Source organism: Chryseobacterium sp. TB1-D10 (assembly GCF_059803555.1).
This window is the reverse complement of the sequence record NZ_JAPFHB010000007.1, coordinates 61,548-87,110: the sequence shown is the minus strand read 5'-3', so window position 1 is coordinate 87,110 and position 25,563 is coordinate 61,548. Positions and strand designations below refer to the sequence as shown.

The 25,563-nt window shown below is 36.1% G+C and carries 27 protein-coding genes; 18 read left to right on the top strand and 9 right to left on the bottom strand.

Annotation, left to right across the window (positions count from 1 at the left end; translation table 11 throughout):
• Positions 1-204 precede the first annotated feature (204 nt).
• On the top strand, positions 205-1,224 hold the full coding sequence (locus OPU68_RS10825; protein WP_498473997.1) for a glycosyltransferase: 1,020 nt from the start codon (positions 205-207) through the stop codon (positions 1,222-1,224).
• A gap of 32 nt (positions 1,225-1,256) precedes the next feature.
• Here the strand turns inward: OPU68_RS10825 and OPU68_RS10820 are convergent, their stop codons facing one another.
• Positions 1,257-2,033 (bottom strand): class I SAM-dependent methyltransferase, encoded by a 777-nt coding sequence (locus tag OPU68_RS10820; protein WP_498473996.1) that lies wholly within the window; start codon positions 2,031-2,033, stop codon positions 1,257-1,259.
• A gap of 92 nt (positions 2,034-2,125) precedes the next feature.
• Here OPU68_RS10820 and OPU68_RS10815 point away from each other — a divergent pair, with 92 nt between their 5' ends.
• The 5 genes from OPU68_RS10815 to OPU68_RS10795 all read left to right on the top strand — a co-directional run bounded on the left by OPU68_RS10815 (position 2,126) and on the right by OPU68_RS10795 (position 6,976).
• On the top strand, positions 2,126-3,277 hold the full coding sequence (locus OPU68_RS10815; protein ID WP_498473995.1) for a glycosyltransferase: 1,152 nt from the start codon (positions 2,126-2,128) through the stop codon (positions 3,275-3,277).
• Positions 3,277-4,176 carry a glycosyltransferase family A protein gene (locus OPU68_RS10810; RefSeq protein ID WP_498473994.1) on the top strand — a complete coding sequence of 300 codons (900 nt, stop codon included), beginning with the start codon at positions 3,277-3,279 and terminating at the stop codon, positions 4,174-4,176. Before OPU68_RS10815 ends, OPU68_RS10810 begins: the two co-directional genes overlap by 1 nt.
• Positions 4,177-4,299: 123 nt before the next feature.
• Positions 4,300-5,250, top strand: coding sequence for a 3-oxoacyl-ACP synthase III family protein (locus tag OPU68_RS10805; RefSeq protein WP_498473993.1), 951 nt, complete (start codon positions 4,300-4,302; stop codon positions 5,248-5,250).
• 37 nt (positions 5,251-5,287) lie between these two features.
• Positions 5,288-6,415 (top strand): glycosyltransferase, encoded by a 1,128-nt coding sequence (locus OPU68_RS10800; protein WP_498474175.1) that lies wholly within the window; start codon positions 5,288-5,290, stop codon positions 6,413-6,415.
• Between the two features lie 9 nt (positions 6,416-6,424).
• Positions 6,425-6,976: a serine acetyltransferase gene (locus OPU68_RS10795; protein ID WP_498473992.1), complete on the top strand. Its 552-nt coding sequence runs from the start codon at positions 6,425-6,427 to the stop codon at positions 6,974-6,976.
• Between the two features lie 115 nt (positions 6,977-7,091).
• Here the strand turns inward: OPU68_RS10795 and OPU68_RS10790 are convergent, their stop codons facing one another.
• A complete protein-coding gene (locus OPU68_RS10790) occupies positions 7,092-7,919 on the bottom strand; it encodes an alpha/beta hydrolase (protein ID WP_498473991.1) in 828 nt (275 codons plus the stop codon).
• Between the two features lie 585 nt (positions 7,920-8,504).
• Here OPU68_RS10790 and OPU68_RS10785 point away from each other — a divergent pair.
• The 6 genes from OPU68_RS10785 (at position 8,505) to OPU68_RS10760 (ending at position 13,131) form a co-directional block, all read left to right on the top strand.
• On the top strand, positions 8,505-8,876 hold the full coding sequence (locus tag OPU68_RS10785; RefSeq protein ID WP_498473990.1) for a hypothetical protein: 372 nt from the start codon (positions 8,505-8,507) through the stop codon (positions 8,874-8,876).
• Positions 8,877-9,068: 192 nt separating this feature from the next.
• Entirely contained in the window at positions 9,069-9,785 is a 717-nt protein-coding gene (locus OPU68_RS10780; protein ID WP_498473989.1) for a polyprenol monophosphomannose synthase, read from the top strand.
• Positions 9,786-9,788: 3 nt separating this feature from the next.
• On the top strand, positions 9,789-10,160 hold the full coding sequence (locus tag OPU68_RS10775) for a DUF4296 domain-containing protein (protein WP_498473988.1): 372 nt from the start codon (positions 9,789-9,791) through the stop codon (positions 10,158-10,160).
• A gap of 3 nt (positions 10,161-10,163) precedes the next feature.
• The gene (gene tgt, locus OPU68_RS10770; RefSeq protein ID WP_498473987.1) at positions 10,164-11,297 is read left to right on the top strand and encodes a tRNA guanosine(34) transglycosylase Tgt; all 1,134 of its coding nucleotides are present in this window, start codon (positions 10,164-10,166) and stop codon (positions 11,295-11,297) included.
• A 72-nt stretch (positions 11,298-11,369) separates the two neighbouring features.
• Positions 11,370-12,464: an LptF/LptG family permease gene (locus OPU68_RS10765; protein ID WP_498473986.1), complete on the top strand. Its 1,095-nt coding sequence runs from the start codon at positions 11,370-11,372 to the stop codon at positions 12,462-12,464.
• Between the two features lie 43 nt (positions 12,465-12,507).
• Positions 12,508-13,131: a hypothetical protein gene (locus OPU68_RS10760; RefSeq protein WP_498473985.1), complete on the top strand. Its 624-nt coding sequence runs from the start codon at positions 12,508-12,510 to the stop codon at positions 13,129-13,131.
• A gap of 37 nt (positions 13,132-13,168) precedes the next feature.
• On the opposite strand, the gene OPU68_RS10755 is transcribed toward OPU68_RS10760, so the two are convergent.
• Positions 13,169-13,879, bottom strand: coding sequence for a biotin--[acetyl-CoA-carboxylase] ligase (locus OPU68_RS10755; protein ID WP_498473984.1), 711 nt, complete (start codon positions 13,877-13,879; stop codon positions 13,169-13,171).
• Positions 13,880-13,967: 88 nt separating this feature from the next.
• Here OPU68_RS10755 and rsfS point away from each other — a divergent pair, with 88 nt between their 5' ends.
• The 6 genes from rsfS to OPU68_RS10725 all read left to right on the top strand — a co-directional run bounded on the left by rsfS (position 13,968) and on the right by OPU68_RS10725 (position 19,561).
• On the top strand, positions 13,968-14,330 hold the full coding sequence (rsfS, locus tag OPU68_RS10750) for a ribosome silencing factor (protein ID WP_498473983.1): 363 nt from the start codon (positions 13,968-13,970) through the stop codon (positions 14,328-14,330).
• A 40-nt stretch (positions 14,331-14,370) separates the two neighbouring features.
• Positions 14,371-16,332 (top strand): ATP-dependent zinc metalloprotease FtsH, encoded by a 1,962-nt coding sequence (gene ftsH, locus OPU68_RS10745; protein WP_498473982.1) that lies wholly within the window; start codon positions 14,371-14,373, stop codon positions 16,330-16,332.
• 128 nt (positions 16,333-16,460) lie between these two features.
• Positions 16,461-17,039, top strand: a complete 579-nt coding sequence (locus tag OPU68_RS10740) for an LUD domain-containing protein (protein ID WP_498473981.1) — start codon at positions 16,461-16,463, stop codon at positions 17,037-17,039.
• Positions 17,040-17,048: 9 nt separating this feature from the next.
• Positions 17,049-17,936 carry a phosphatidate cytidylyltransferase gene (locus OPU68_RS10735; protein ID WP_498473980.1) on the top strand — a complete coding sequence of 296 codons (888 nt, stop codon included), beginning with the start codon at positions 17,049-17,051 and terminating at the stop codon, positions 17,934-17,936.
• 12 nt (positions 17,937-17,948) lie between these two features.
• Positions 17,949-18,602, top strand: a complete 654-nt coding sequence (locus OPU68_RS10730) for a phosphatidylserine decarboxylase family protein (RefSeq protein ID WP_498473979.1) — start codon at positions 17,949-17,951, stop codon at positions 18,600-18,602.
• Between the two features lie 164 nt (positions 18,603-18,766).
• The gene (locus OPU68_RS10725; protein ID WP_498473978.1) at positions 18,767-19,561 is read left to right on the top strand and encodes an alpha/beta hydrolase; all 795 of its coding nucleotides are present in this window, start codon (positions 18,767-18,769) and stop codon (positions 19,559-19,561) included.
• A 126-nt stretch (positions 19,562-19,687) separates the two neighbouring features.
• Here the strand turns inward: OPU68_RS10725 and OPU68_RS10720 are convergent, their stop codons facing one another.
• The 6 genes from OPU68_RS10720 to lon all read right to left on the bottom strand — a co-directional run bounded on the left by OPU68_RS10720 (position 19,688) and on the right by lon (position 25,478).
• Positions 19,688-19,993 (bottom strand): hypothetical protein, encoded by a 306-nt coding sequence (locus OPU68_RS10720; RefSeq protein ID WP_498473977.1) that lies wholly within the window; start codon positions 19,991-19,993, stop codon positions 19,688-19,690.
• Positions 19,939-20,322, bottom strand: coding sequence for a hypothetical protein (locus OPU68_RS10715; RefSeq protein WP_498473976.1), 384 nt, complete (start codon positions 20,320-20,322; stop codon positions 19,939-19,941). Before OPU68_RS10715 ends, OPU68_RS10720 begins: the two co-directional genes overlap by 55 nt.
• A gap of 247 nt (positions 20,323-20,569) precedes the next feature.
• Positions 20,570-20,947: a DoxX family protein gene (locus OPU68_RS10710; protein WP_498473975.1), complete on the bottom strand. Its 378-nt coding sequence runs from the start codon at positions 20,945-20,947 to the stop codon at positions 20,570-20,572.
• Between the two features lie 19 nt (positions 20,948-20,966).
• Entirely contained in the window at positions 20,967-21,173 is a 207-nt protein-coding gene (locus tag OPU68_RS10705) for a hypothetical protein (RefSeq protein ID WP_498473974.1), read from the bottom strand.
• 44 nt (positions 21,174-21,217) lie between these two features.
• Complete coding sequence (locus tag OPU68_RS10700; RefSeq protein WP_498473973.1) at positions 21,218-22,960, bottom strand: agmatine deiminase family protein; 1,743 nt, start codon at positions 22,958-22,960, stop codon at positions 21,218-21,220.
• A 115-nt stretch (positions 22,961-23,075) separates the two neighbouring features.
• Positions 23,076-25,478 carry an endopeptidase La gene (gene lon / locus OPU68_RS10695; RefSeq protein WP_498473972.1) on the bottom strand — a complete coding sequence of 801 codons (2,403 nt, stop codon included), beginning with the start codon at positions 25,476-25,478 and terminating at the stop codon, positions 23,076-23,078.
• Positions 25,479-25,563: the final 85 nt, after the last annotated feature.

Sequence of the window (25,563 nt, the reverse complement as noted above, 5' to 3'; positions counted from 1 at the left end):
TATGTTTATTCGGTTTGTAAATCAGAAAAAACGATTTATTGTAAAGTGTTGATAAGTGATTATTAAATGGATTAACATTAAAATAATTTGTTATAATTAAATATTTAACATAACAATCAGATTATTTTATTATTTTTATGAAAATTTATTGATTATATAATACGTAAGTAAACAAAGTATTTCTAAACCAATAAAACACAGATTATGATAGCCATTTTTATCAAGTCATTTAATCGTCCTTTCTATTTGGACAGATGTATTGCATCTATTTACAGAAACATTTCCGGCAATTTCAAAATTATTATTTTAGATGATGGAACCCCTGGAAAATACCTGAATAAGATCTTAGAAAAATATCCTGAATCGGAAATACGTTTCTCCGATCATTATGAAAAGAAGGTAATATCCATTGCAGAAAATCTAAGTTCCGGCAAACAAATAAATGGCTACGAAATCCCGACAAAATTCTGGGTAGAAAACATTAAAAACGCATCGGAATACTTCATCGTTACAGAAGATGATGTCTGGTTTACAAGACCACTCAACGTAGACGAACTGAGAAAGCAAGCTGAGAAACTGGATGTATATCTGATAAAGCTGGGTTGGTTGGGAAACAAAAAAGATAAGGAAAACCTCATCCTGAAATCAATCGCCGGAAATCTTAACTCTGCTTTACCAAAAAAACTTCTTCTCTTGCCCAAACCGTTGATGGAAGCTTTTTTTTATAACAGATTCAAACTTTTCACAATCCTGTACAAACTTCGCCAAGTCAATCACTCCACACAAAGAAAGTATTGGTCGCTGAATTCCATATTAATGGGGTTTTACAAGAAAGAATATTGGCTGGACATTTGGAAAAACATGGATGGGAAAGTGGACGAGAAAAAGCAACTTGTAAACGCGTCTCTCTCATACAAAAAGCATAAAAAAAATAAGAATTTTGTTTCCAGACTCAAAAAAGAAGCCATGAGAACAACTTTTCAATCTTCTGCAACCAATTCTTACCACCAGTATGGTTTTGATTTCGATGTCAATCAATTCAATTATTTGATCAACGAAGCCTGGTTAAAAGGCGATTTTGATCCGATGCAAAACTTTCCGAAAGATTTTTCTTTAGATTATTTTAAAAGTTTCGTTTCAGAACAAGTCAACATTCCGGAATTTGAAAAATGGGTTCGCAAATTCCAAAGTCAATACGAAGATCTGGGTTGCAAAACCAATTAAAAACGCTCCGGAAAAATCCGAAGCGCTTTTTTTTAGTCTTTTATAATAACTCCGGCATACTTACCATCGAATTCTATAATGTAAGGCTTGCGGTTATTTTTTTCGCAATAATCCTTGAATGCCGCATTATCTCCTACATCATCACTCATAAATATTCCGCCGGTTCTCAATTTATTCCAAAGCAGATTGTAAGCCCAAAGTCTTCCGTCATAAGTTTTGTCACTGTCATAATGCACGACATCAAAAGAACTTGCTTTTTCAAAAATCTTTGGCAATGATTCCTTATCTGCAAACCTGTAAAGATCCCAGTTGTTTTTGTACTTCTCCGGAATTACACACCCTACAAAATCCTCACTCTGATTTTGCAAAATGTAAGGCATGTCTGAACTGTAAAGTATTCCGTTTCTGTGAACAAGAGATGCCAACGCGGCAAAAGATGACCAGCCGTAAGCTACGCCAGTTTCTATTGATTTTTGAGCATTTGCAAATTCATTAATATAATAAATGACGCTTAACGAACCAGCGCCTCCCATTTTTACAGGTGCTTTTGCCTGAGCCTGTAATGCTGCTGCAAACTCTTGCGGAAAAAGTTTTTCGAAAGGAACAAACGTTGTTTTCAAGACATTTTCTATGAAATCTTTTTCAGAAATAGCGATGCTCTCACACCACTTTTCCGCTTCCTCTTTTCCTCGTAAACCAGATGAGCGGTTGAAAATATTTTTCCAGATTTTACGTCTGAGTTCTGGGTAAAGATCCGGACGCTTTAGATATGCGAAAAAAGTAGAAACGATTTCAGAGATTTTATTCATAAATTATGTTTTGAAATGCAAAAATACAAAAGAATTGCACAAACAGTCTTATATTTGTTTTTTTGACAATAATTTTTTTGAAAACTACACAAATGCATCAAAAAATAAAAGTGCTTTTCCGACACAGATCAATGGAAATGGGCGGCGTAGAAAGAGTTATTCTGGATCTTCTGGAAAACCTGCCAAGAGATATTTTTGATATTACATTTTTCTTAACACTCAATCAAGGCGAACTCAGAAACAGCATCCCGAAGGATATCAAACTGATTACTTTGCAGAAAGGAAAAGAAGATATGAGCAAGAATAAATTGCTCAGAACCTTACAATTAATCAAAAGAAATCTGACGCTTCTTTTTTACAGGAAAAATCCAAAAATACTTTATAAAAAAGTGATCAAAGATGACTTTGATCTGGAAATTGCACCCACTTATTCAGAGTTTGAAAACATCTTATCCAGCCCTCTCAAATCAAGAAAAATAGCTTGGTTCCATACCGATGTTGGCTACGATCCGGACAGGGAAAGAGTTCTGAACAGAATCAATAATCTTAAAAAATTTGACTGGGTTATTTTTGGATCCAAACAGACAAGGGACGTGATCAAAGATCTTTATCATATCGAATATCCGGAAAGTTCCGTGATCTACAATTCTATCAAGATTGATGAAGTTAGAAAAAGATCTGCAGAGTTTCCTGTGAGTTATGATACCCGACCCGTTTTTTCATCAATGGGAAGATTGCACAGCCGCAAGAATTATCACACATTGATGAAAATTCACAAAAGGCTTTTGGACGAAGGATTTTTGCATTCAATCGCAGTGATTGGCGGTGGCGGAGAAATGGAGAATCTTAAAAATCAAGCCAAAGAATTGGACGTTGAAAAGACCTTTCTCCTGCTCGATTCACAAATCAATCCTTATCCTTACATCATCAATTCGGATTATTTTGTTTTACCTTCGGAATCAGAATCTTATCCACTTACGATTGGCGAAGTGATGGGACTCAATATTCCAATCATCAGTACCGATGTAGGTGGAATCCCGGAAATGATTGACCATAATTTTGATGGATATCTCGTAAACCCGGATGAAGATTCAATCTATGAAGGCATGAAATTATTCCTTACAAATCCTGACCTTACCCAAAACATCAAAGACAATACGAAAAAAGGAGTGGAAAAATTTGATAATCAAAAGATTTATGACGATGTAACTGCTGTATTTCTAAACCAATATCAACTGAAATAATGAGCAAACCAGCCGTCACCATTCTCACGCCTTCTTATAACCGCGCACACACGTTGCCCAGAGTTTTTGAATCTTTGCAAAAGCAGACTTTCAAAGATTTTGAATGGCTTGTGATAGACGATGGATCTACGGATAACACAAGAGAAATTATTGAAGAATTTCAGAAAATATCAGACTTTAATATCCGATATTATCATCAGGAAAATCAGCACAAATTTTTAACTTTTTTCCGGGGAATTGACCTTGCGGAAGGTAAATATTTTTCGCCACTGGATTCAGATGATGCGTTGCCGAAAGATTCTATGGAAATTTTGGTGGGTACTTGGGAAAGCATTTCTGAGGGCCAAAATATAGTTTTTGTCTCAACATTGTGTGAAGACCAATTCGGAAATATTGTTGGCGACCATTTCCCGAAAGTGCCGTTGATATGTACGATTTTCGATATGCGCTACAAATTCAAAATCAAAGGTGACAAATGGGGAATGGGGAAAACAGAGATTTACAAAAAAATGAAATTGAACTTCGGAGACCTTTCGGGTAAAGGTTTTATTCCGGAAGGTGTTTTTCAATTTCAGTTTGACAAGTTGGGTTTTCATTATTGTATTAATGAAGTGACGAGGATCTATTTCCGTGATAAAGATGATGAACATTCTTTGGCCAATCAATTCTATGACAAAAAAAATGCATTTGGTTTAGCCGAAAATTACAAAACTTTTCTGAATGCTTACCACTCCAAACTCTGGACAAATCCTAAACCAATACTCAGAAACCTAGGTGGTTATCTCAAATTCTCCGCAGTTGACAAAAGGTCTTATTCTAAAACTATAAAGGAATTGGATTCTCCATTCTTGAAAATATCAGCCGTAATTTTCTATCCGATTTTGAAGATTTTAAAATAATATCTGATTATCTTTATTAAAAAACAAACCATAAAAGTTTCATAAAAGTCCGCTTCGGATGACATTCTATACATAACATTATTTTAAGATGCTTATCTTTGCAAAAATTTACCCCACGCTAATATGATCAACATTGCAGCGATAGAATACTATCTGCCCAAAAATATATTAACCAACGAAGACATTGCTAATGAATTCCCGGAATGGAATGCAGAAAAAATCAAATCAAAAATTGGCGTAGAATCCAGACATTTTGCAGACGATAATGAGACGGCGCTTGACCTGGCTTATGAAGCTTGTGAAAAGCTTTTCAAAAATTATGACAGAAGCAAAATCGATTTTATTCTATTTTGTACACAGAGCCCGGACTATTTTCTTCCGACCACGGCTTGTATTTTACAAGATAAATTAAACCTTCCGAAAAACATTGGCGCCCTGGATTTCAATCTTGGTTGCTCTGGTTTCGTTTATGGGCTTACTTTAGCAAAAGGCTTGATTTCTATTGGTTTGGCTAAAAATATACTGTTGGTCACTTCCGATACTTACACCAAATTTTTGGACAAGAATGACAAGTCCAACAGAAGCATTTTTGGAGACGGCGCAGCGGTAAGTGTTATTGAAAAAGATGATTCTAAAGCAGATTTTCAATATGTTGTCGGTACAGATGGTGCGGGTTACAATAATCTGATTGTAGAAAATGGCGCTTCCAGAAACGCTTCGGAAAAACCTGTTCTTTTTATGAAAGGTCCGAAGATTTTTACTTTTGCACTGGAGAATATTCCAGCATTAATGACGGAGACGCTTGCAAAAAATAAATTGAAATTAGAAGATATTGATCTTTTCGTTTTCCATCAGGCAAGTTCCTATATGCTGAATTATCTGAAAAATCTTTGCAATATCCCAGACGACAAATTCTTCCTGGATATGAAAGACATTGGAAATACAGTTTCCGCAAGTATTCCGATTGCTTTAAAATTAGCTTTGGATCAAGGTAAGATTAAAGAAGGCTTCAAAGTAATGGTTGCAGGTTTTGGTGTTGGCTATTCCTGGGGAGCGGGGATTTTAGAATTCTAGAATTTTGAAAAAGAAGATCCTTATCAGAATTGGTTCTATGCGTCATGGCGGCGCAGAAAAAGTTCTGGTAACCTTTCTCAAAAACCTTCCAAAGGACAAATACGAAATAGATCTTTTATTGAATCTGTATTCCGGAAAATATCTTGCTGATGTTCCGGATTGGGTCAACGTAATGTACCTCAACCGAGGCGAAATGATCACAACAAACCGCCCAAAAGACATTCCTGAAAAAATATACCGTGTTGTTTACCAGCATCTTTTAAAAAAATACCCGAAAATTCTTTATACAAGAAAACTCAAAAGTAAAATTTACGACGTTGAGTTTGCCGCCATTCATGGTTTTATGGATGAAATCCTGAACAGTCCTTTGAAATCTTCCAAAAAACTGATGTGGATTCACAATGATCTCACGCAGGTTAATGGATATACGCCGGAAAAAATCAGACGGTTTTTCCAATATGACAAAGTGATGGTTATTTCTGAGAAAATTCAGGAAACATTTTTGAATTTAGCAAAAACTGATGACGAGAAAAATAAAATCGTAAGAATCCATAATCCTTTGGACACCAACGAAATCCTTGTGAAGTCGGAAGTGAGAATCCAGAAATCGGAAGACCTTCAACCTTCAACCGCAAACCTTCAACCTTTATTTATTTCCGTTGGAACTGTTTTTCCTCAGAAAGGATTTGACCGATTGCTGAAGGTTCACAAAAGATTATTAGATGAAGGTCTTCGGCACAGAGTTCTGATTGTTGGCGATGGCTACGATTTCGAAAATGTAAAGAAGCTGAAATCCGAATTGGGTGTTGATGAAACTGCTGAAATGCTCGGTTTTACAGACAATCCTTATCCTTATTTCAAAGCGGCAGATTTTTATATTCTAAGTTCAAGATACGAAGGTTTCCCAACGGTTTTGTTTGAAGCTATCACTTTGAAAAAGAATATTATTGCCACAGATGTTTCCGGCGTCACAGAAATGCTTGAAAATGGAAAACTGGGCTTCATCACAGAAAACTCCGAAGACGGCATCTATGAAGGAATGAAACTGGCTTTAACCAATCCGGAACATTTCAAATCGTATCAGGAAAATATGCAGCATTACGAAATGCCTTTCAACCTGAAAAATTCTGTAGATAAGATTATGGAAATCATTGATAATTTGTAATTTTATCCAATGAGTCATTCTATTCTTCAAAAAGATTTTTACAGAGAAAGCGGGAAATATCTATCCCATTTTCAGATGCTGAAAAAGTGTTTCAGCCCGAATCTGCATTACATCTATTGGTTCCGAAATGCTCAGAAACATCCTAAATCATCATTAACAGGGAAAGCTTACAGACTAATCCTACGCCATTATCAGATCAAATACGGCTTCCAGATCTATCCCGAAACAGAGATTGGAGAGGGTTTCTATCTCGGACATTGGGGCGCTCTCGTCATCAATCCGAAAGCTAACATTGGCAAAAACTGCAACATTGCACAAGGTGTAACTATTGCTCAGGCAAATCGCGGAAAAAATGAAGGCGTTCCTGTTATTGGAAACGAAGTCTGGATTGGCCCAAATGCCGTAATCGTCGGTAATATCACCATCGGAAATAATGTTCTCATTGCTCCGAACGCTTATGTGAATACGGATGTTCCCGATAATTCTATCGCATTGGGAAATCCTGCTGTCATAACTTCGAAAATGAATGCAACAGAAGGTTACATCAACAATAAAGTCTAAGAAAAAAAAACTCTGCCCTAGACGATAATTTACAAATTCAAATTAAAACTATTTGAGATTTATTGATGGTTGTTTACTTATTTTTATCCTGATACTAATACATCAAGACAAATATTTACTTCACATTTTTCATAAAACCAACCGCTTCATCAAACCTTTTGCTCCAAGGCAAAAAGTATTGCAAAACCATGGGAACGTGTTCTTTATTCAGCACGATTGGTTGAATGTTGGGTTGAAAAGGTTTCAAAGCTTTTACAAAATTCTCATTTGCGACTTTTATAGACGGATAAGTTTTCTCACCTACATAAATTAAAAAAGGCGGTGTCTTTTCATTAATGAAATAAATAGACGAAGCCTGTTTCCATTTTTCAGGATCTTTGCTCCAAGTGACATCGTAATTATCTGCAGAAGTTGGAGGGTATTTTTCCAGATAATTTTTCATATCAATTCCGGCAGCATCTATTAGGATAATGCCTGAAATTGTTTTCTCGGAGATTCCGTATTTTGGATTCATCACGGCGGAACTTGCCAACTGCCCACCTGCAGAATGTCCGGAAATGAAAATCTTGTCGGGATCGCCGTGATATTTTTTAGCGTTTGCTTTTGTAAATTGTATCGCAGCTGCAATTTCTTTGGTCATTTCATCCACATCAGCATTGGGACTCAAGGTATAATCCGGAATCACGACAGTCATGTTTTTGCGGGCGAAATTTCTCCCGAGTATATTGTATTTATTTTTGTTTCCAGTGTTCCAGTTGCCGCCATAGACGAAGATAAGAACCGGATTGCTTTTGTTTTTGGTATTTTTTGGCGTGAAGACATTCAGCTTCACATCATCTCCCTTGTTGTTTTTGGTGTAGGGAATATCTTTGTAGATCATTGTCGGTTTGCAGCTGATGATCGTTAAGGCGAAAAAAAGAAATGGTAAGATTTGTTTTTGCATTTTAATTTCTAGTTATAATTTAGATACGAATAATTTGAGCATTTAGATTGTATGTTATTTTGAGACCAATCTCTTTTATAGAGTTAATTTATTTTTTGATAATAAAATGTGATTATTATTTTAATTTATCATTCAGATTTTTGTAGTGTTTCTTCGAGGTGTCTCTATGGTTCCTCCGTCGTTTCTCCGTCATAGCCGGATTGCAGATTTATCATTATTCGAACTATATAATTAATGAATCAGAAATATACAGAAGAATATTTTTATTTAAGAAGAAATTATATATTTGAATGAATGTTAAGTCACAGATTGCAAATCCGCCCATCGGGCTTAACTTTATAAAAATCATACAGATGAAAGAAATAAAAGTTTGTGTTTTGTTCGCCCTGTTTTCTCTAATTTTTTCCTGTAAAAAAGAAGACGCTGATTATCAAATAATAAATGACTTCATAGGAATAAATTATAAAGAAATATGAAAAAAAAATTAATATTATTTTGTAGTGCAATTTTTCTTTTAACAAGCTGCCAAAATAAACAGAGAATATATTGATTAATATTAAGTATATCGGAAATTATGATCACGCAATGGATATTTATTTAACAAATTATCAGCCTAACATTAAAATAGATATTGCCAACCAATCGATTTATGAAGTAAAAAATAAAAAAATATTAGAAAAAGTAAATAACTATGTGACTGAAAATCATTCAAAAAAAATATATAGAACCAATAAATTGAAAGTAGCAATTGTAGTGGATGGGAAGGTGAAAAATTATTTTTTTAATTCTAAAGACGGAATAAATTTTATTGATTTTTTGATTAAAGATCTGTCAATAAAGACAGATCCAAAAAATCAATATTCTAATGATGAATATTTTAAAACCTCTGAATTACCACCTTTTAAAAATCAATTAAAAGAATATTGTGGAAAAGAATGGATGTCTGAAAGAAAATAAAAAACATATAGCGCGCATTTTCAAACCCGATAGTGCGTAATTGCAATCCGTGCTTATCAAATAAGACTAAAAAGCGTATTGAAATTCAATACGCTTTTTTAATTATCACATATTTCTATTAAAAAAAGTTAATTTCCAACCCGCCAAATAAACATTAACGATTAAAGGTTATCTTTGCAGATTATTTGCCGGATGAAGAAACTAGTCATTATTCCCACCTACAACGAAAAAGAGAACATCGAAAAGATCATTTCGGCTGTTTTTTCTATGGAACAGGATTTCCACGTGTTGGTGGTGGACGATTCTTCACCCGACGGAACTTCGGATATTGTAAAGAAATTTCAGACTGTGTATCCTGAATATCTTCATCTTAGTATCAGAAAAATAAAAGATGGCTTGGGAAAAGCCTATATCCACGGATTCCATTGGGCAATCACAAACGGTTACGATTACATTTTCGAAATGGACGCCGATTTTTCGCACAATCCTAATGATTTAATTAAACTTTACGAAGCTTGTAAAACTGCAGATATGGCCGTTGGTTCCAGATATTCTCAAGGTGTGAATGTGGTAAACTGGCCCATGGGAAGGGTTTTGCTGTCTTATTTTGCTTCAAAATATGTGAGATTTGTTTTGGGACTTCCGATTCACGACACAACTGCAGGATTTGTCTGTTTCAAAAAAGAAACACTTTTGGCAATCGGACTTGACAAAATAAAACTGAAAGGCTATGGTTTTCAGGTTGAAATGAAATACCGCGTTTTCAAAAAAAATATGAAGATTGTAGAAGTTCCAATTATTTTTACCGACAGAACAGAAGGCGTGAGCAAAATGAATGGCGGAATCATCCAGGAAGCCATCTTCGGTGTTTTGAACTTGAAATGGAAAAACCTGATCGGAAAATTGTAAATAATGAAGTATTTCTTTTACATATCAATGATTTTCTGCATTTTGTCCTGTACAGAAGCCATAGAAAAACCGAAAGATATTTTGCCGGAAGACAAGATGTCCCAGATTGTGGCAGATTTTGCCATCAATGAGCAGAATTACGCCATTGGGAATAATATCAATTCTGAAAATGCAACCAGATTTATTCTGAAAAAATACAAGATCAAAGGCGAACTTTTCACAAAAAGCTATGAATATTATATGACTAAGCCAGAGATCATCAAAGAAATCCTGGATAACGCTCAGAAAATTATCATAGCAAAAGACCCGAAGGCAGAGGCTTTCATTAAGAAAAAATTAAAAGAAAATCCGGGTATACCGCCGCAAGCGAGATAAATTATGCAAAAATTTTTTGAAATCGAAAAAACTTCAGAATCCAAAGCAAGAGCTGGAGTTATCAATACAGATCACGGACAGATCCAAACCCCGATTTTTATGCCGGTTGGAACCGTTGCATCCGTGAAAACCGTTCACCAGAGAGAACTGAAAGAAGATATCAAAGCGCAGATCATCTTAGGAAATACCTACCATTTGATGCTTCGTCCAACGATGGACATTATGGAAAAAGCCGGCGGCCTTCATCAGTTTATGAATTGGGATCTTCCGATTTTGACAGATTCCGGTGGTTATCAGGTTTTTTCTTTAGCGAAAAGCAGAAAGATCACGGAAGAAGGTGTGAAATTCAAATCGCATATTGATGGCAGCCTGCATTTTATGTCACCGGAGATTTCTATGCAGATTCAAAGACAGATTGGCGCTGATATTTTTATGGCTTTTGATGAGTGTATTGCTTATCCCAGCGACTATAATGCCGTGAAAACATCAATGGAACTCACGCACCGTTGGCTGAAAAGATGTATCGACTGGACTGAAGAAAATAAAGAATTGTACGGTCACAAACAGAGATTGTTCCCAATTGTTCAGGGTTCTTGTTACTCTGATTTGAGAAAAATTTCGGCTGAGGTAATTTCAGAAGCCGGAGCAGAAGGTAATGCCATCGGTGGACTTTCTGTCGGCGAACCAGAACCGGAAATGTACAGAATTACTGATGAGGTGACGGACATTCTTCCAAAAGATAAACCTCGATATTTAATGGGCGTTGGAACACCCTGGAATATTCTGGAAAGCATTGGCCTTGGTGTGGATATGATGGATTGCGTAATGCCAACCAGAAACGCGAGAAACGCCATGCTATTTACGTGGCAAGGTGTGATAAATATGAAAAACGAAAGATGGAAAGAAGACTTTTCACCGCTTGATGAGTTTGGGACAAGTTATGTAGACAGCGCTTACAGCAAAGCGTACGTGCGACATCTTTTCGTTTCTAAAGAATATCTGGCAAAACAAATTGCATCAATTCATAACTTGGCGTTTTATCTTGATTTGGTAAAAGTGGCGAGAGAGCATATTGTTGCAGGAGATTTCTACCAATGGAAAGATTCTATTATTCCGCAGTTGAAACAAAGGCTTTAGAAGTCTCAAGAGAAAAGTAAAAAGAATTAAGAAGGAATCAATTATCAATCATCATTTATCAATTATAGAAAGATGAAAATCATAGATCTTTACGTCATCAAAAAATATTTGGGAACCCTCATTTTTATGTTGGCGCTTTTGTCTATCATCATTATGGTTGTGGATGTGCAGGCCAAAACGCCGAGGATTGAAAGTAATGGATTTACAGTTGGCTATTTCATACTCAATTTTTATCCTTTTTGGATCCTGAATTTGATTCTGACCTTTATGTCAATTCTGGTTTTCATTACCGTGATTTTCTTCACTTCCAGAATGGCGAATAATACGGAGATTGTTGCTGTCATAAGTAGCGGGGCTAGTTTCCACAGATTTGCTAGGCCGTATTTGATTACTTCTTTGCTGATTTTCATAGTAACTTTGGCAGTCAACCATTTCATCTTGCCCTGGTCCAATATCAAAAAAAATGTCCTGGAGCCCTATACTTATAATGCAGTAAATAAGGAAAAGCTTCTGGGAAATATGAGCATCGCCTCCAATATCAATCCCAACGAATATATCTTTGTCAACAGTTACAACAAGAAGGAAAATCGTGGTTCCGGATATATGTATCAGAAATTTGATAGAAATAAAAAACTCCTATATCAGATCACTGCGATGGATATCAATTGGGATGTGAAGAAAAAGCATTTTATCATTAATAATTATATCGAAAGAACTGCCGGAAAGAAAGACACCGATATTCTTGGAGAAGGAACTACGAAAGTTCAGGATTTCAAGTTGCCGCCGTCTGAGTTGTTTCCGGACAAATTGGTAGCTCAAAATAAAACTACACCCGAATTGCTGGATATGATCAATCGGGAAAAAATAAAAGGAAACAACAACGTAACGTCCTTTTACAATGAGCTTTACCAACGCACCTCGATGCCTGTTTCTATTATTATTCTGACGTTCCTGGGATTGTCACTATCATCTCAGAAAAAACGTGGCGGGCTGGGACTCAACCTCGCTTTGGGAATTGCTTTGGCGTTCCTGTTCGTATTTTCTTTTCAGGTTTTGAATGTGGTTTCCGAAAATAAAACCTTACCACCACTTTTGGCAATGTGGCTTCCGAATATGGTGTTCGCACCTATTGCTGCTTATCTTTATATTAAAAGAGCAAACCAGTAATTTTTTTATTTAATCAGTCAAGTTGTAATTAATCAATAACAACTTGGATTGGACTTTTAATTCAATTTTATTTGACGAAATAGATGAAAATTTAGTTTATCAAAAAGATTACAAAGACAATAATATTCACTGGCCTAATCAAAATTTCGAAAGGTCTGAATATGCAATTCTTTGGAACTTAAAAGCGACTGACAAAACATTAAGCCAAGTCCCTAAATCTGATAATTTGAAGTTTTTACAGTTAAACTGGGCAAATGTTACAGATTTCAAAATAATAACCGAAAGATTTATTAAGCTTAAAAGATTGGAGTTGCAATATTGTATTAAGTTATTAAATGATGACCATATAGATTTACTCAGTGAAAGCTTAGAAAATTTAAATATTCTGCAATCCAAAAAATTTGTTGCGGGTGAAAATCTTTTAAAACTTAAAAAACTCAAAGTTTTACGCCTCAACGAATGTGGTCCAATTCAAAATTTAGATTTCCTCAAAAATTTTCCAAATCTTGAAGATTTTCGCTTTGTTAATACAAATATATTAGATGGAAATCTTAAACCGATATTAGAACATCCATCAATTAAAACTGTGGGATTTTTTAATAAAAGACATTACAATATTAAAGATGTTGAAATGGAAATTCTTCTAGAAGAAAAATTTAAAAAATAGTTTTTGATCGACTTCAAACATTTTCAATAGCAATTGATCAGTAAAGCATTTCAATCTCCTTATGGAAGAATTTTTGTAAGCCTTCATTTTCCAGATCTATCCAGAGAAAACCATTTTTGTCAGCATTTTTGATGATGCCATTCTGGCGCAAATTATTATTTTGAAAAACTGAGATTTCGTCTTTTCGGAAGAGTGATTGGTTGTAATAATCTAAGATTTCATCTTCAGAATTTATGTTTGCGATTTTTGAAATGACATATTGATGAAATCGATTTGCAAATTCCACCAGATCAAAACTTAAACCAGTGAGAGTCATTACTGAACCAGCTTTTGGAAGATGTGTAAAATCGGTTTGAAGAATATTAATCCCTATTCCAATGATGAAATATTCTCCATTATTTATTTTCTTTTTTTCGATGAGAATTCCGCAGACCTTTTTTCCATTAAGAATAACATCATTTGGCCACTTTATTTTTGCGTCAGCGTTTGTCAGATTGGCAAGAAAATCCCGAACGATAATAGCGGTATAGTAATTGAGGATTGTATCGGAAATATTGATTTTTGAAGTGTTAATTGCAAGTGAATACGCTAGATTCTGATCTGGGATCACCTTCCAAATATTACCATATTGTCCGCGGCCTTTGGTTTGATTAAAAGTAAAAACGCCAGTTGGTTCGTCTTCATTTAAAAGAGGAATAATTTCGTCATTCGTAGAAAAACAATTTTCGAGATGGAATAATTGGCTCATTTATGAAAACTTTAAGAGATAATAAGTATGAGAAACAAAAGATAAATAGATAAAAATCAATAAATTTGCAAATTAGACAATTTTTTGAATGAGTAAAATTACAGAAAAACAATTATTAATCGATAAGATCGTAGATTCGATTCAAGATACAAAAGGAGAAGACATCTTGGTCTTCGATTTAACAGGAATAGAAAACGCGGCAGCGGAAACATTTATCATCTGCAGCGGAAACTCAAACACACAGGTTTCTGCAATCGCCGGAAACATCCAAAAAAACGTAAGAAATGACCTGAATGACAGACCTTGGCATGTAGAAGGGACTGAAAACTCTATGTGGGTTCTGGTAGATTACGTTTCTGTGGTGGTGCACATTTTCCAAAAAGAGATCCGTGAATATTACGATATCGAAGAGCTTTGGGGTGATGCAAAGATCACAAAAATAGAAAATTAAAAGATGCAAACTTGGCATCAATCATATTTAAAAATTAGGAATGAATAACAAAGGATTCAACTGGTTTATACCCGTTATATTGGGACTCATTTTACTTATATTTCTTCCGGGGCTTCTCGGAGATTCTATGGTAAAAAACATTGATGAAAAAGAATTTTACACACTTGTAGAGAAAGGCAAAGTTGGTGAAGTAATGGTCTACAGAGACAACTTCAAGGCTGATGTTTATCTTACAAAAAGTGCTAAGGCAGAATTAAAAAAAGGCGAGAAAAAAGACGATCCGCTTTCCGTGATCAATATCAAACCAAGTCCGGATTTCGTCCTGACTTATGGTGACCTAAGATATTTTCAGGAAAGATTTGAAAGTATCAATTCCAAACTTCCTACACAGGCAAGAATGGAATTTGGTAAAAGCCAAAGCGGTTTCTCCGAGTTGCTTTTTACTTTAGCACTTTGGGGTGGACTTTTTGCATTGCTTTACTTCTTCATTTTCAGAAAAATGGGTGGTGGCGCAGGCGGACCTGGCGGTCAGATCTTCAGTATCGGAAAATCTAAAGCAAAATTATTTGACGAAAAAGACAAAATGCAGATCACTTTCAAGGATGTTGCAGGATTGGAAGGTGCAAAAGAGGAAGTTCAGGAAGTTGTAGATTTCTTGAAAAACTCAGAAAAATATACAAAACTAGGCGGTAAGATTCCGAAAGGAGTTCTGCTAGTTGGTCCTCCGGGAACTGGTAAAACCTTGTTGGCGAAAGCTGTTGCAGGTGAAGCTAAAGTACCGTTTTTCTCACTGTCAGGTTCAGATTTCGTTGAAATGTTTGTAGGTGTTGGAGCTTCCAGAGTGAGAGATCTTTTTGCTCAGGCAAAAGCGAAATCTCCGGCTATTATTTTCATTGATGAAATTGATGCCATCGGTAGAGCGAGAGGAAAAGGTGGTTTCCAAGGTGGAAATGACGAACGTGAAAATACATTGAACCAATTACTGACAGAAATGGATGGTTTTGGTACAGATGTGAACGTAATCGTGATGGCTGCTACAAACCGTGCTGATATCTTGGATAAAGCATTAATGAGAGCCGGGCGTTTTGACCGTTCTATTTATGTTGATCTTCCGGAATTGCACGAGAGACAGCAGATCTTTGATGTCCACTTGGCTAAGATTAAAATGGATGATTCCATCGATAGAGAATTCTTGGCAAAACAAACACCGGGATTCAGCGGTGCGGACATCGCCAATGTTTGTAACGAAGCAGCTTTGATCGCAGCAAGAAACTCTCACGAATCTGTAAATAAACAAGATTTCCTGGACGCAGTTGATAGAATCATCGGCGGTCTTGAGAAGAAAAATAAAGCCATCAAACCTTCCGAAAAAAGAAGAGTTGCCTTCCACGAAGCTGGTCACGCAACGATCTCTTGGTTGGTAGAACACGCAGCGCCACTTTTGAAAGTGACAATAGTTCCTCGTGGACGTTCACTTGGTGCAGCCTGGTATCTTCCGGAAGAAAGACAGTTGACAACTACTCAACAAATGCTGGATGAGATTTGTGCAACACTTGGCGGTAGAGCTGCAGAACAGGCTGTTTTCGGTAACATTTCTACTGGAGCATTATCTGATCTTGAAAGAGTGACGAAACAAGCTCAGGCAATGGTTACAATCTACGGTCTGAATGATAAAGTGGGGAATATTTCTTACTATGACAGTTCAGGCCAATCTGAATACAGTTTTGGAAAACCCTATTCTGAGCAGACAGCGAAATTAATTGATGAAGAAATTTCTAAATTGGTGGAAACACAGTACGAAAGAGCTGTTAATATTCTTACCGAAAACAGAGACAAACTGGACGCTTTGGCAAACAAACTTTTGGAAAAAGAAGTGATTTTCCGTGAAGATCTTGAAGAAATTTTCGGAAAACGCGCTTGGGATCCGGAATTGACAGAAAAACCTGTATCAAGTCTTGATAATCCAGCAGACGCCGGAAACATCTTAAATCCAGAGAGTTAAATACGATTTAACATAATAATTAAAAGAAAATCCTAATTTATTTAGGATTTTCTTTTAAAATAAGGTTTTGGTTTTTAGCCGATTATAATTATTTTTTTACATTTGTACTAATTAAAAGCATAGAAAAGTTGAGTCTGTTTAAAAAACTCGTCAATAAGATAATGAATCAGCCCGAAGAAGAGCAGCCGGATGTTACCAAACTGGCGGATCAACTTCGTGATGCCGATCTGGATTATAAGTTCGCACAGCTTTTCACACATTCCGGAGGTTTTTTTAATTATTGTGCAGATGAGTCGGAAGCTTTGCAGACGCTCAATCAGATTATCAAAATTGAACAGATCAACAGTGTATTCTGTTGGGATCAGGATCTGAGGAATTTTTTGGACGTCATCAAAACGCCTTATTCTCCGGAGTTGACAGAACAAAACGATGCTGCTTTTATCACCTGCGAATATCTGATCGCTTTTGATGGCAGAATTATGCTTTCTCATAACAATATTCTGCATTACCATTCATCCAGATTGCCGAGCAAAATTATCATTATAGCAAACGTTTCTCAGATCGCAAACAATCTGAACGAGGCGATGATGAAGGTCAAACGTGCGGGAAATCTTAAAAATCTGACCTCAATCAGCGGAAGTCAGTCCAAATTAGACACACCTAATAAGGATAATACCAAACTTTTCTTACTTTTGCTGGAAGATTAAATTTCAGTTTTGGATAAAAATTTCATTCAGCGTACAATTTCCGGGATTATTTATGTTCTTGTGATTGCTATTTGCACCACTCCTCTTGGGGAAAATCTCTTTGGCAGCTTCTTGCCACAAGTTAAACAGCAATATCTTTTTTACGGATTAATAACCTTCTTCCTTGTGGTTGGGCTTTATGAATGTATCAAATTAATGAAATTTGACAACAGCATTTACAAATGGCTGGTGTTCCCGGTTGCTGCAATTATCTATTACCGCTTTACAAAACGGTTTTTTCATCACGATTTTCTTAACGGCTACAGTATAAACAATTATTTCAGCGAGATTCTCGCATTAGGGTTGATTGTGATTGCAGTAGTTACACTTTTCAAATATTCCAGAGAACTTTACTTTGAAAATGGAAAGTTGATTTTCACGGTCGTTTATGTGACTTTGCCATTTGCATTTTCATTAGGGCTACCGAAATTCAGCACACTGGATCCGAGCAAAGCATTTACCTTAGAGGTTTTTATGCTTTTTGTATTGATCTGGAGCAGTGATACCTTTGCTTATCTCACGGGTAAATTCTTCGGAAAACACAAAATGGCACCAAGGATTTCTCCAAAGAAAACCTGGGAAGGTTTTGCCGGCGGCGTAGTTCTGACATTAATTTTAGGATTCTTTGTTGAGCAGTATTTTCCTGATCTTCGAGGAAACTGGATGATGGTTGGTTTCTTGGTCTCTGTTTTTGCACCATTAGGCGATTTGGTAGAAAGTCAGTTAAAACGTAGTTTTGCAGTAAAGGACAGCGGAAACATTATGCCAGGTCATGGCGGTGTTCTTGATAGGCTGGATAGTTTTATCATCTGCGTTCCGGTGGTCTATTTATATTTTATTTTAGAAAAATTAGTTTAAGATTTTAATAATATGAAACTTCATAAAGAATCAAAAGGGACTTTGATAGTTGCAATTCTTTTTATTGCATTTATAGGAACCATATCCATTTATTATTTACAAATTTGGGCGCTGGCGGTTTTAATTCCGCTTTTGATAATGCTGGGATTGATATTCTGGTTTTTCCGGGTTCCTACAAGAGCGATTTTGGATCATACAGAAAATGTAATTGCACCAGTTGATGGTAAAGTCGTGATGATAAAAAAAGTCGTTGAAGACGAATTTATCAAAGACAAATGCATTCAGGTCTCTATCTTTATGTCGCCTTTGAATGTTCACATTTGCCGTTATCCTGTAAGCGGAGAGGTGATTTATAAAAAATACCATCCGGGAAAATATTTGGTGGCTTGGCACGAGAAATCTTCAACTGAAAACGAAAGGACGACAGTTGCCGTAAAAAGTTTGACCAATCACAATGTTGTTTTCCGTCAAATTGCGGGTTACGTTGCGAGAAGAATTGTTTTCAAGTGTGAGATTAAGGACGAGGCAAAAGCCGGTCACGAGTTTGGATTTATTAAATTCGGTTCCAGAATGGATGTTTTCCTACCATTGGACACAGAAATCCTTTGCAAAATCGGAGATAAGACAAAAGGTGGATTAGACGTCATCGCAAGAATGAGAGATTAATTATTTATTAATATAAAATTTAAAAGAGGCTTATTATTAAGTCTCTTTTTTTGTTTAATCTTGAGAACTGACGGTTTGGTCGGGATTTTTTACGATTCGGTTTGAAATTTTTTTGAATGAAGCTCTGGCTTTCTAAATTTGAATCATAATTAAAAAGCAAGCCTATGAAAACATCAGTATTCTTCTCATTATTCCTGATCTTATTATCAATTTTTTGTAAAGCTCAAATGGATGATAAATTCTATCAGCCGAGTAAAGAAATGAAACCTTTAGAATTTAAAAAAATTGAAAACATTAGTTTGCCTGTAGAAAACGATACGATTACCGCAGTTGTTTTGAAACCAGAGTCAAAATCAATTAAGAAAACAATTCTCTTTTTCCACGGTGCAAACGGTAATGTGTCAACTTATCAATACATCACAAAACCTTTGGTGGAAAATCGCTTCCAAGTAGTAATGATTGACCTTCGTGGTTACGGAAAATCCACAGGAACGCCAAAACATCTCAATGTAGCTGCAGACGCACAAAAAATGTTTGATTATCTAATTGCCCGTCAGGATATCAAGAATACAAAAATTTATATTTACGGCGCTTCATTAGGCTCGCAGGTTGCGACACATTTAGCAAAGGATAATCAGACTAAAATCTCAGGATTAATTTTGGACGGTGGAATGTCATCGTTTACAGATATTGCAATTCACTATTCGCCTCAGTATAAAGAAATCATTGAGAAATTTCTGGTTTCGCCTTATTCCGCAAAAGAAGATATCAAAGCTTTAAATAACGTCCCAAAAATATTCATTTACAGCAAAGGCGACTCAACCGTTCCATTTGAGCAAGGAAAATTAATTTACGAAAATGCAACAGAACCAAAACAGTTCATCGAATATTCCGGCGAACACCTACAGGCGATGGTTGTAGAAAGAGGTCCAGTGATAAAAGCTATCGAAAAATTATAATAGAAAAAGGGAAGATTAATTTGATCTTCCCTTTTTCTATTATAATATTTAATCATCAGATTACCACTTCCTTTGATTCGGTATAAACCTCCTTTTGGTAGTTTCTCTTCATTTTGAGCCAGCATTTCACTTTCGAAAACCGGACAGCCTTCTATAATTATTGGCTGCAATTGTTGCGGCACTTCCATCGTTATTTGCACAAGAAGTTCCAAACCAGATTTCTCCTCCGACAGAAGTGTATTTCCAAGTTCTCAAAACTATTCCGGCGCGCTGCTGAGTGAGAATAAAACCAATTCTCCCGCCGGGCAATACTACACTATCATCCAAGACCTGAATATTGCTTGGTGCGCCGGTAGTCGGGTTATCTTTTGCAGCATCTATATGAAAAGTTCCGATTCCCTGATTGGTTCGGCAACATTTCCTTTTTGACAAATATTTTGGGTGTTAAGAGTCGCTTCAGTACTCGTATTTCGGACAAACCAAGGCTCTGCTCCGCCGGTTCCGCTGCCAGTTCCTCTCGCTTTTTGCCATAATACACCATCGAAATAGTAGTAACCAACAGAATCCACAAAAGTTATCGGCACATCGGTATCTCCGCATGTAACATCAGTAATATACACAAGTGCAGCGATTTGATCTGTTCCATAATCTGCAGTATTGCTTGTAAGTTCTGCTCTGGTAAGTCTTGGCGCTTGTAATCCTATAAATTGAGAATTATCTGCAATATTTCCCGAGGAATCTCTTATTACACTGACGTCCAAAGTCGTTTTTGAACTGTCTGTATTGATGCCTAGCTGACCATAGGCAAACCCCCCAATGCCATAATAGCAATGGATGAATCAACTTTTTTCATTTTTGTGTTTTAATTAATACAAACATGTAATTTTTTTAAAAATCAAATATTACATTAATAAAAATAACCTTTGTCTTTTTAACAAAGGTTATTTTAAATTTGAATAAAGTTTTATTTTTACGTTAATCATAAAAATATATAAGCGTAATTTTCAATTAACTCAACAAAACTTTATATTTTTCCCGATTATCTATCAACATCAATAAATTGATAGCTGCTAAAATCAAGCTAATTGTAATTCCTGTTGTAGTAGGAAACTTAGTAAGGTTGTGAAGGACAATTCCAACCATTACCGGAAGAATAACAATTGCACCCAAAGCTCTGGTTTTCGGGAAGATGAAAAGTAATCCTCCAATAAGTTCAACAGCACCAACTAATGGCATCAACCAGCTGATTTCTCCAAAAGCAGCAAACAATTTCTTTTGTTCTTCCGTGATTTCCGGCATTGGCATATAATGAAAGAACTTGTCCAGTCCGGCGTTGATAAACATCAATCCAAAAAGAAGACACACGATAAATTTTAAGTATTTCATAGTTTATAAATTTTGATTGTTATTTTTTTATTTCTACAGAATTATTTTCCTGCTGAGGTTTTCTTTTACCAAACTGCGTTGCGAAAAGGAAAGCCAAAACGGCAAAACAGATTAATAAAACTGAAATCACGATAAAGATCTTTTTGCGTAGTGTAAGATTTGGAATATATGACACCAAAAATAATGAGATAACTAATACAATTACAAATAGTGCGGTAATTCCCATTTTTAGATTTCTATCTTTTTGATTAATTAATTTTCAGTCTATTATTAATTCAAATCTGATTTTTTGATAAGTTTCTTGGTTACTTTTCCAAATTTGCCTTCGAGTGTAATTAATAAAACACCACTCCATTTAGGATTTAAATCAAGACTGATAGTTCCGTTGGAGTTCGTCATTTTTTGATCGAATAATTTCTGCCCCAAAAGATTATGGATAGAAACGGTAATATCTCCGGAAATATTCTTAAGATTGAACTGAACTTTATCTCCAGCTGGATTTGGGAAAGGGCCTTCAATGTTTTTTGATGCCAGTTCATCTGTATAAAGCGCAGAAACATCAAACCTCCAATAACCATCTGGTGCCACTAGCGGTCTTGTGATCGTTTTACCAGAATTTGCCTGAGCCCAAATATAATAATCGATTTTCTTTGACGTTGAAGGCAATGATAGATTTGCAACCCATTTGTTATCAACAGAATTTGTCATACTCGTTTCCTGAAAGCCAATATCGCCGGATTCCCGCCAATAGACCTTCGCCGTCGAAATTCTGGAAATATGTTTGATCTGTGCTTCAATAGGAACTGTAAAACTGGAAGCGTTTTTCACTTTTGCATGCGTAATCCAAAGTGGATCTGCAACGCCAATCGTATGTGTGATGCAATGAATTGCGCCACTTAGACTTATCAAATCTTCGCCGGAATTATCGACATCGATTCCAACGATTTTGTAACCGGGCATCAATTGTTTATAAAGGGCAAGAGCCGCAGCATCTACTTCTGCGCGATAAGTAGGAACTAAAATCGTTTTGTTGACGATCACTGCATTGGTAAAAGTTCTGTAAGCACCACCAGTATTGGGATAAGCACCGGTCGTACTTGCCGGAGCCGGAATCCATTTAATATCATAATCATTACCGAAAGGCGTTTTGAAGGTACTTTTGATATAATCTATATTTTGTTTTATGTAAGGTCCATCTGCCACACCTTCAGGGTATTGACTTACCAAAATCGTTTCTTCATCCAGCAGTTTCATATGCATATCGATGTGATGGATCTCGTCGTAGGGCAAAACATTCATCTTCCGGTAAGAATTGATTCCCATATAATCTTTAAAAATTTTATCAACCTGTGCTTCCGTTTTTGCACTGACGCCGTATGAATTTCCAGTTTTATTTTCGTCTAGAATTAATTTTGAGGCAAATGCATTTCCCATTCCGTCTGACATAAAATTTCCACCTGTGTTTACCAGATCATTCGGCGAAGTATCTGTTATGTAAAGCGGAACGCCAACATAAGCAGCGTGGCTTGTCGGCAAAGTGTTATCCAAAGGTCGCGGACGGTTGTAAATCCAATCTACCAAAGCACGGCTGCCGACATCATTCGTATAAACTGTATTGGCGGCATAATCCCTTATCCAGATACTGTTCGTAGCAGCATTCAGGAATCTCACATTGGTAAGATCTACACCATTTGCCGTTAAATAATTTTTAACCGATGTTTCACTTTGTGTCGCAATGAGAACTTTACATTCTTTCACAGCAGCTTCCACGATTTGCCTTTGAATGTTCTGATATTGAGAAGTCCATCTTATGACCAGATATTCTACTTCTTCCCACTGAGCGGCAGTTCTTACAGGAGACGAAGGCGCCGGAGTTCTTTTGCTTTCAGAAAATTTATAATTGGGAAGTAGAAGCTTTTCTTCTGATGTAAGACCTTTTGGAAGAACTTCCTGAGCATTAACAAGGCTTAACGAGAATAAGCAAAATAAAAACCCTGAGTAAATTTTTTTCATATAAATTTATTAACAAACGAATTTAATAAAAATATGAATTGAATGTAAAAATAAAAATCCGTCCGAGAAAATTCCCCGGACGGATTGATATTTTTAAGTTGATATTAAATATGTTTTACTTCAAAGCGATTTCAACCACTTCACTCATATTATTCACATAATTGACTTTCAAATGTTTTAGATAATCTTTTTTGATTTCCTCAACATCTTTTCTGTTCGCTTCACAAAGGATTACTTCTTTGATTCCTGCTCTGGTTGCGGCAAGTAATTTTTCTTTAATTCCGCCAACCGGAAGCACTTTTCCTCGAAGGGTAATCTCGCTAGTCATTGCCAAATGCGGTTTTACTTTGATATTTTTATAGCTGGAAACCATAGAGGTCAGCATTGCGATTCCTGCAGACGGGCCGTCCTTTGGTGTTGCGCCTTCAGGAACGTGAACGTGGATGTTCTTCTTTTCGATATCGTCTTCTGAGATTCCTAATTCTTCGTAATGTGCTTTGATGAATTCCAGCGCAATGGTTGCAGATTCTTTCATTACATTTCCGAGATTTCCAGTCATTGTCAAAACGCCTTTTCCTTTGGAAAGAATACTTTCTATGAAAAGAATGTCGCCGCCGACACTTGTCCACGCCAAACCAGTTACAACGCCGGGAACATCTGTAATTTCTGCCAGAGTTTTTGGTCTTGGAACACCTAGGATTTCATCCACTTTATCAATAGAAATTTTCGCATCAAAGTTTTTTTCCATTGCGATCTGTAAAGCGACCCAACGGGCAACACCAGCAATTTTTTTCTCCAAAGATCTTACGCCACTTTCTGATGTATGAGCATCTATGATATGTTTTAATTCCGCATTTCCGAGTTTCAGATATTTGGCATCCAAACCATTTTCACGAAGTTGTTTTTTGATCAAATGGCGTTTTGCAATTTCAATCTTTTCTTCCAAAGTATAACCAGCAATGCTGATGATCTCCATTCTGTCCAACAGTGGACGTTGAACAGTTGACAGTGAATTTGCCGTTGCGATAAACATTACTTTAGAAAGGTCATAACCTAATTCCAGAAAGTTATCGTAGAAATTGTTATTCTGTTCAGGATCAAGAACTTCCAACAAGGCTGAACTTGGATCACCGTGAGCGCCTTGTCCTAGTTTATCAATCTCATCCAAAACAATTACCGGATTTGACGTTCCGGATTTTTTGATGGATTGAAGAATTCTTCCTGCCATCGCACCGATGTAGGTTTTTCTGTGTCCGCGGATCTCACTTTCGTCGTGCAAGCCACCAAGAGAAACTCTTACATATTTTCTGCCCAAAGCGTCTGCAACAGATTTTCCAAGCGAAGTTTTCCCAACACCTGGAGGACCAACCAAACATAGAATTGGCGATTTCATATCATTCTTAAGTTTAAGAACTGCAATATGTTCCAGAATTCTTTTCTTAATGTCTTCTAAGCCGAAATGTTCCTTATCCAAAAGCTTTTCTGCTTTATTCAAATCAAATGCATCTTTAGAATAATGTTCCCAGGGAAGATCGGTAAAAAAGTCCAGATAATTACGCTGAACGTTGTAATCCGGAGAACTGGAATGTTGTCTGGAAAGTCTTTGCAATTCTTTCTCAAAGTGTTTTTCTACCTCGTCACTCCATTTTAATTTTGATGCTTTTTTTCTGAATTCATCTGCATCAGATTCTGCACCGCCGCCCAATTCATCCTGGATGGTTCGGATTTGTTGGTTCAGGAAATATTCTCTCTGTTGTTTATCAAGATCTTTGCTCGTTTTCTGATGAATTTGGTTTTTGAGTTCCAGATGTCGGAAATCGTCGTGCATCATTTCGTAAAGATTCTTTGCACGGCCAAGCAGGGTTTTCTCGTATAATAAATTCTGCTTTTTCTCAGATGAAAAATTCCCATTGGCAGAAACAAAATTCAGAAGATCTTCTTCTCCTTCAATATTTTTGATGGCAAATTGTGCCGCATTCGGAATGTTAGGATCAATGTTGATGATTTTTTCCGCAAGATCCTTGATGTTGTCCATAAGTGCGGAAAATTCCTCTTTATCCTTTGGTTGGGTGTCTTTTTGCTTTGTAATTTCAGCAAGAAAATAAGGTTCCTGAGAAACAAATTTCTTTACTTTAAACCTCTGAACACCACGCATAATTGCAGTAATGTTACCTTCCGGAAGTGTAATGATCTTAAGGATTTTTGCCAAAGTTCCGACAAGATAAAGATCCTTTTCTGTCGGATTTTCTTCGTTAGGATTTTTCTGGCTGATGATGCCTACCAATTTATTATCTCTTTGAGCTTCCTCCAAAAGTTTTTTTGATTTCTCTCTTCCTGCAGTAATTGGCGTGATCACTTTCGGGAACATTACCATATTTCTTACCGGAAGAATTGGGAAAACCGTTTGGGTTTTGTCTGCTTCGTGATTGCCAAGTTCATCCAGATTGATTTCTTCTGCTACAATCCCGAAACCTTCGTCAAGAATCTCTTCAAAGTTGATATTATCAAATTCTGTCATAGTATATTGAATGACATAATGTCATTAATCTTAATTGATATAAAAATCATTCCTCAATTTTAATAGAGAAACAATACTGTTTTAA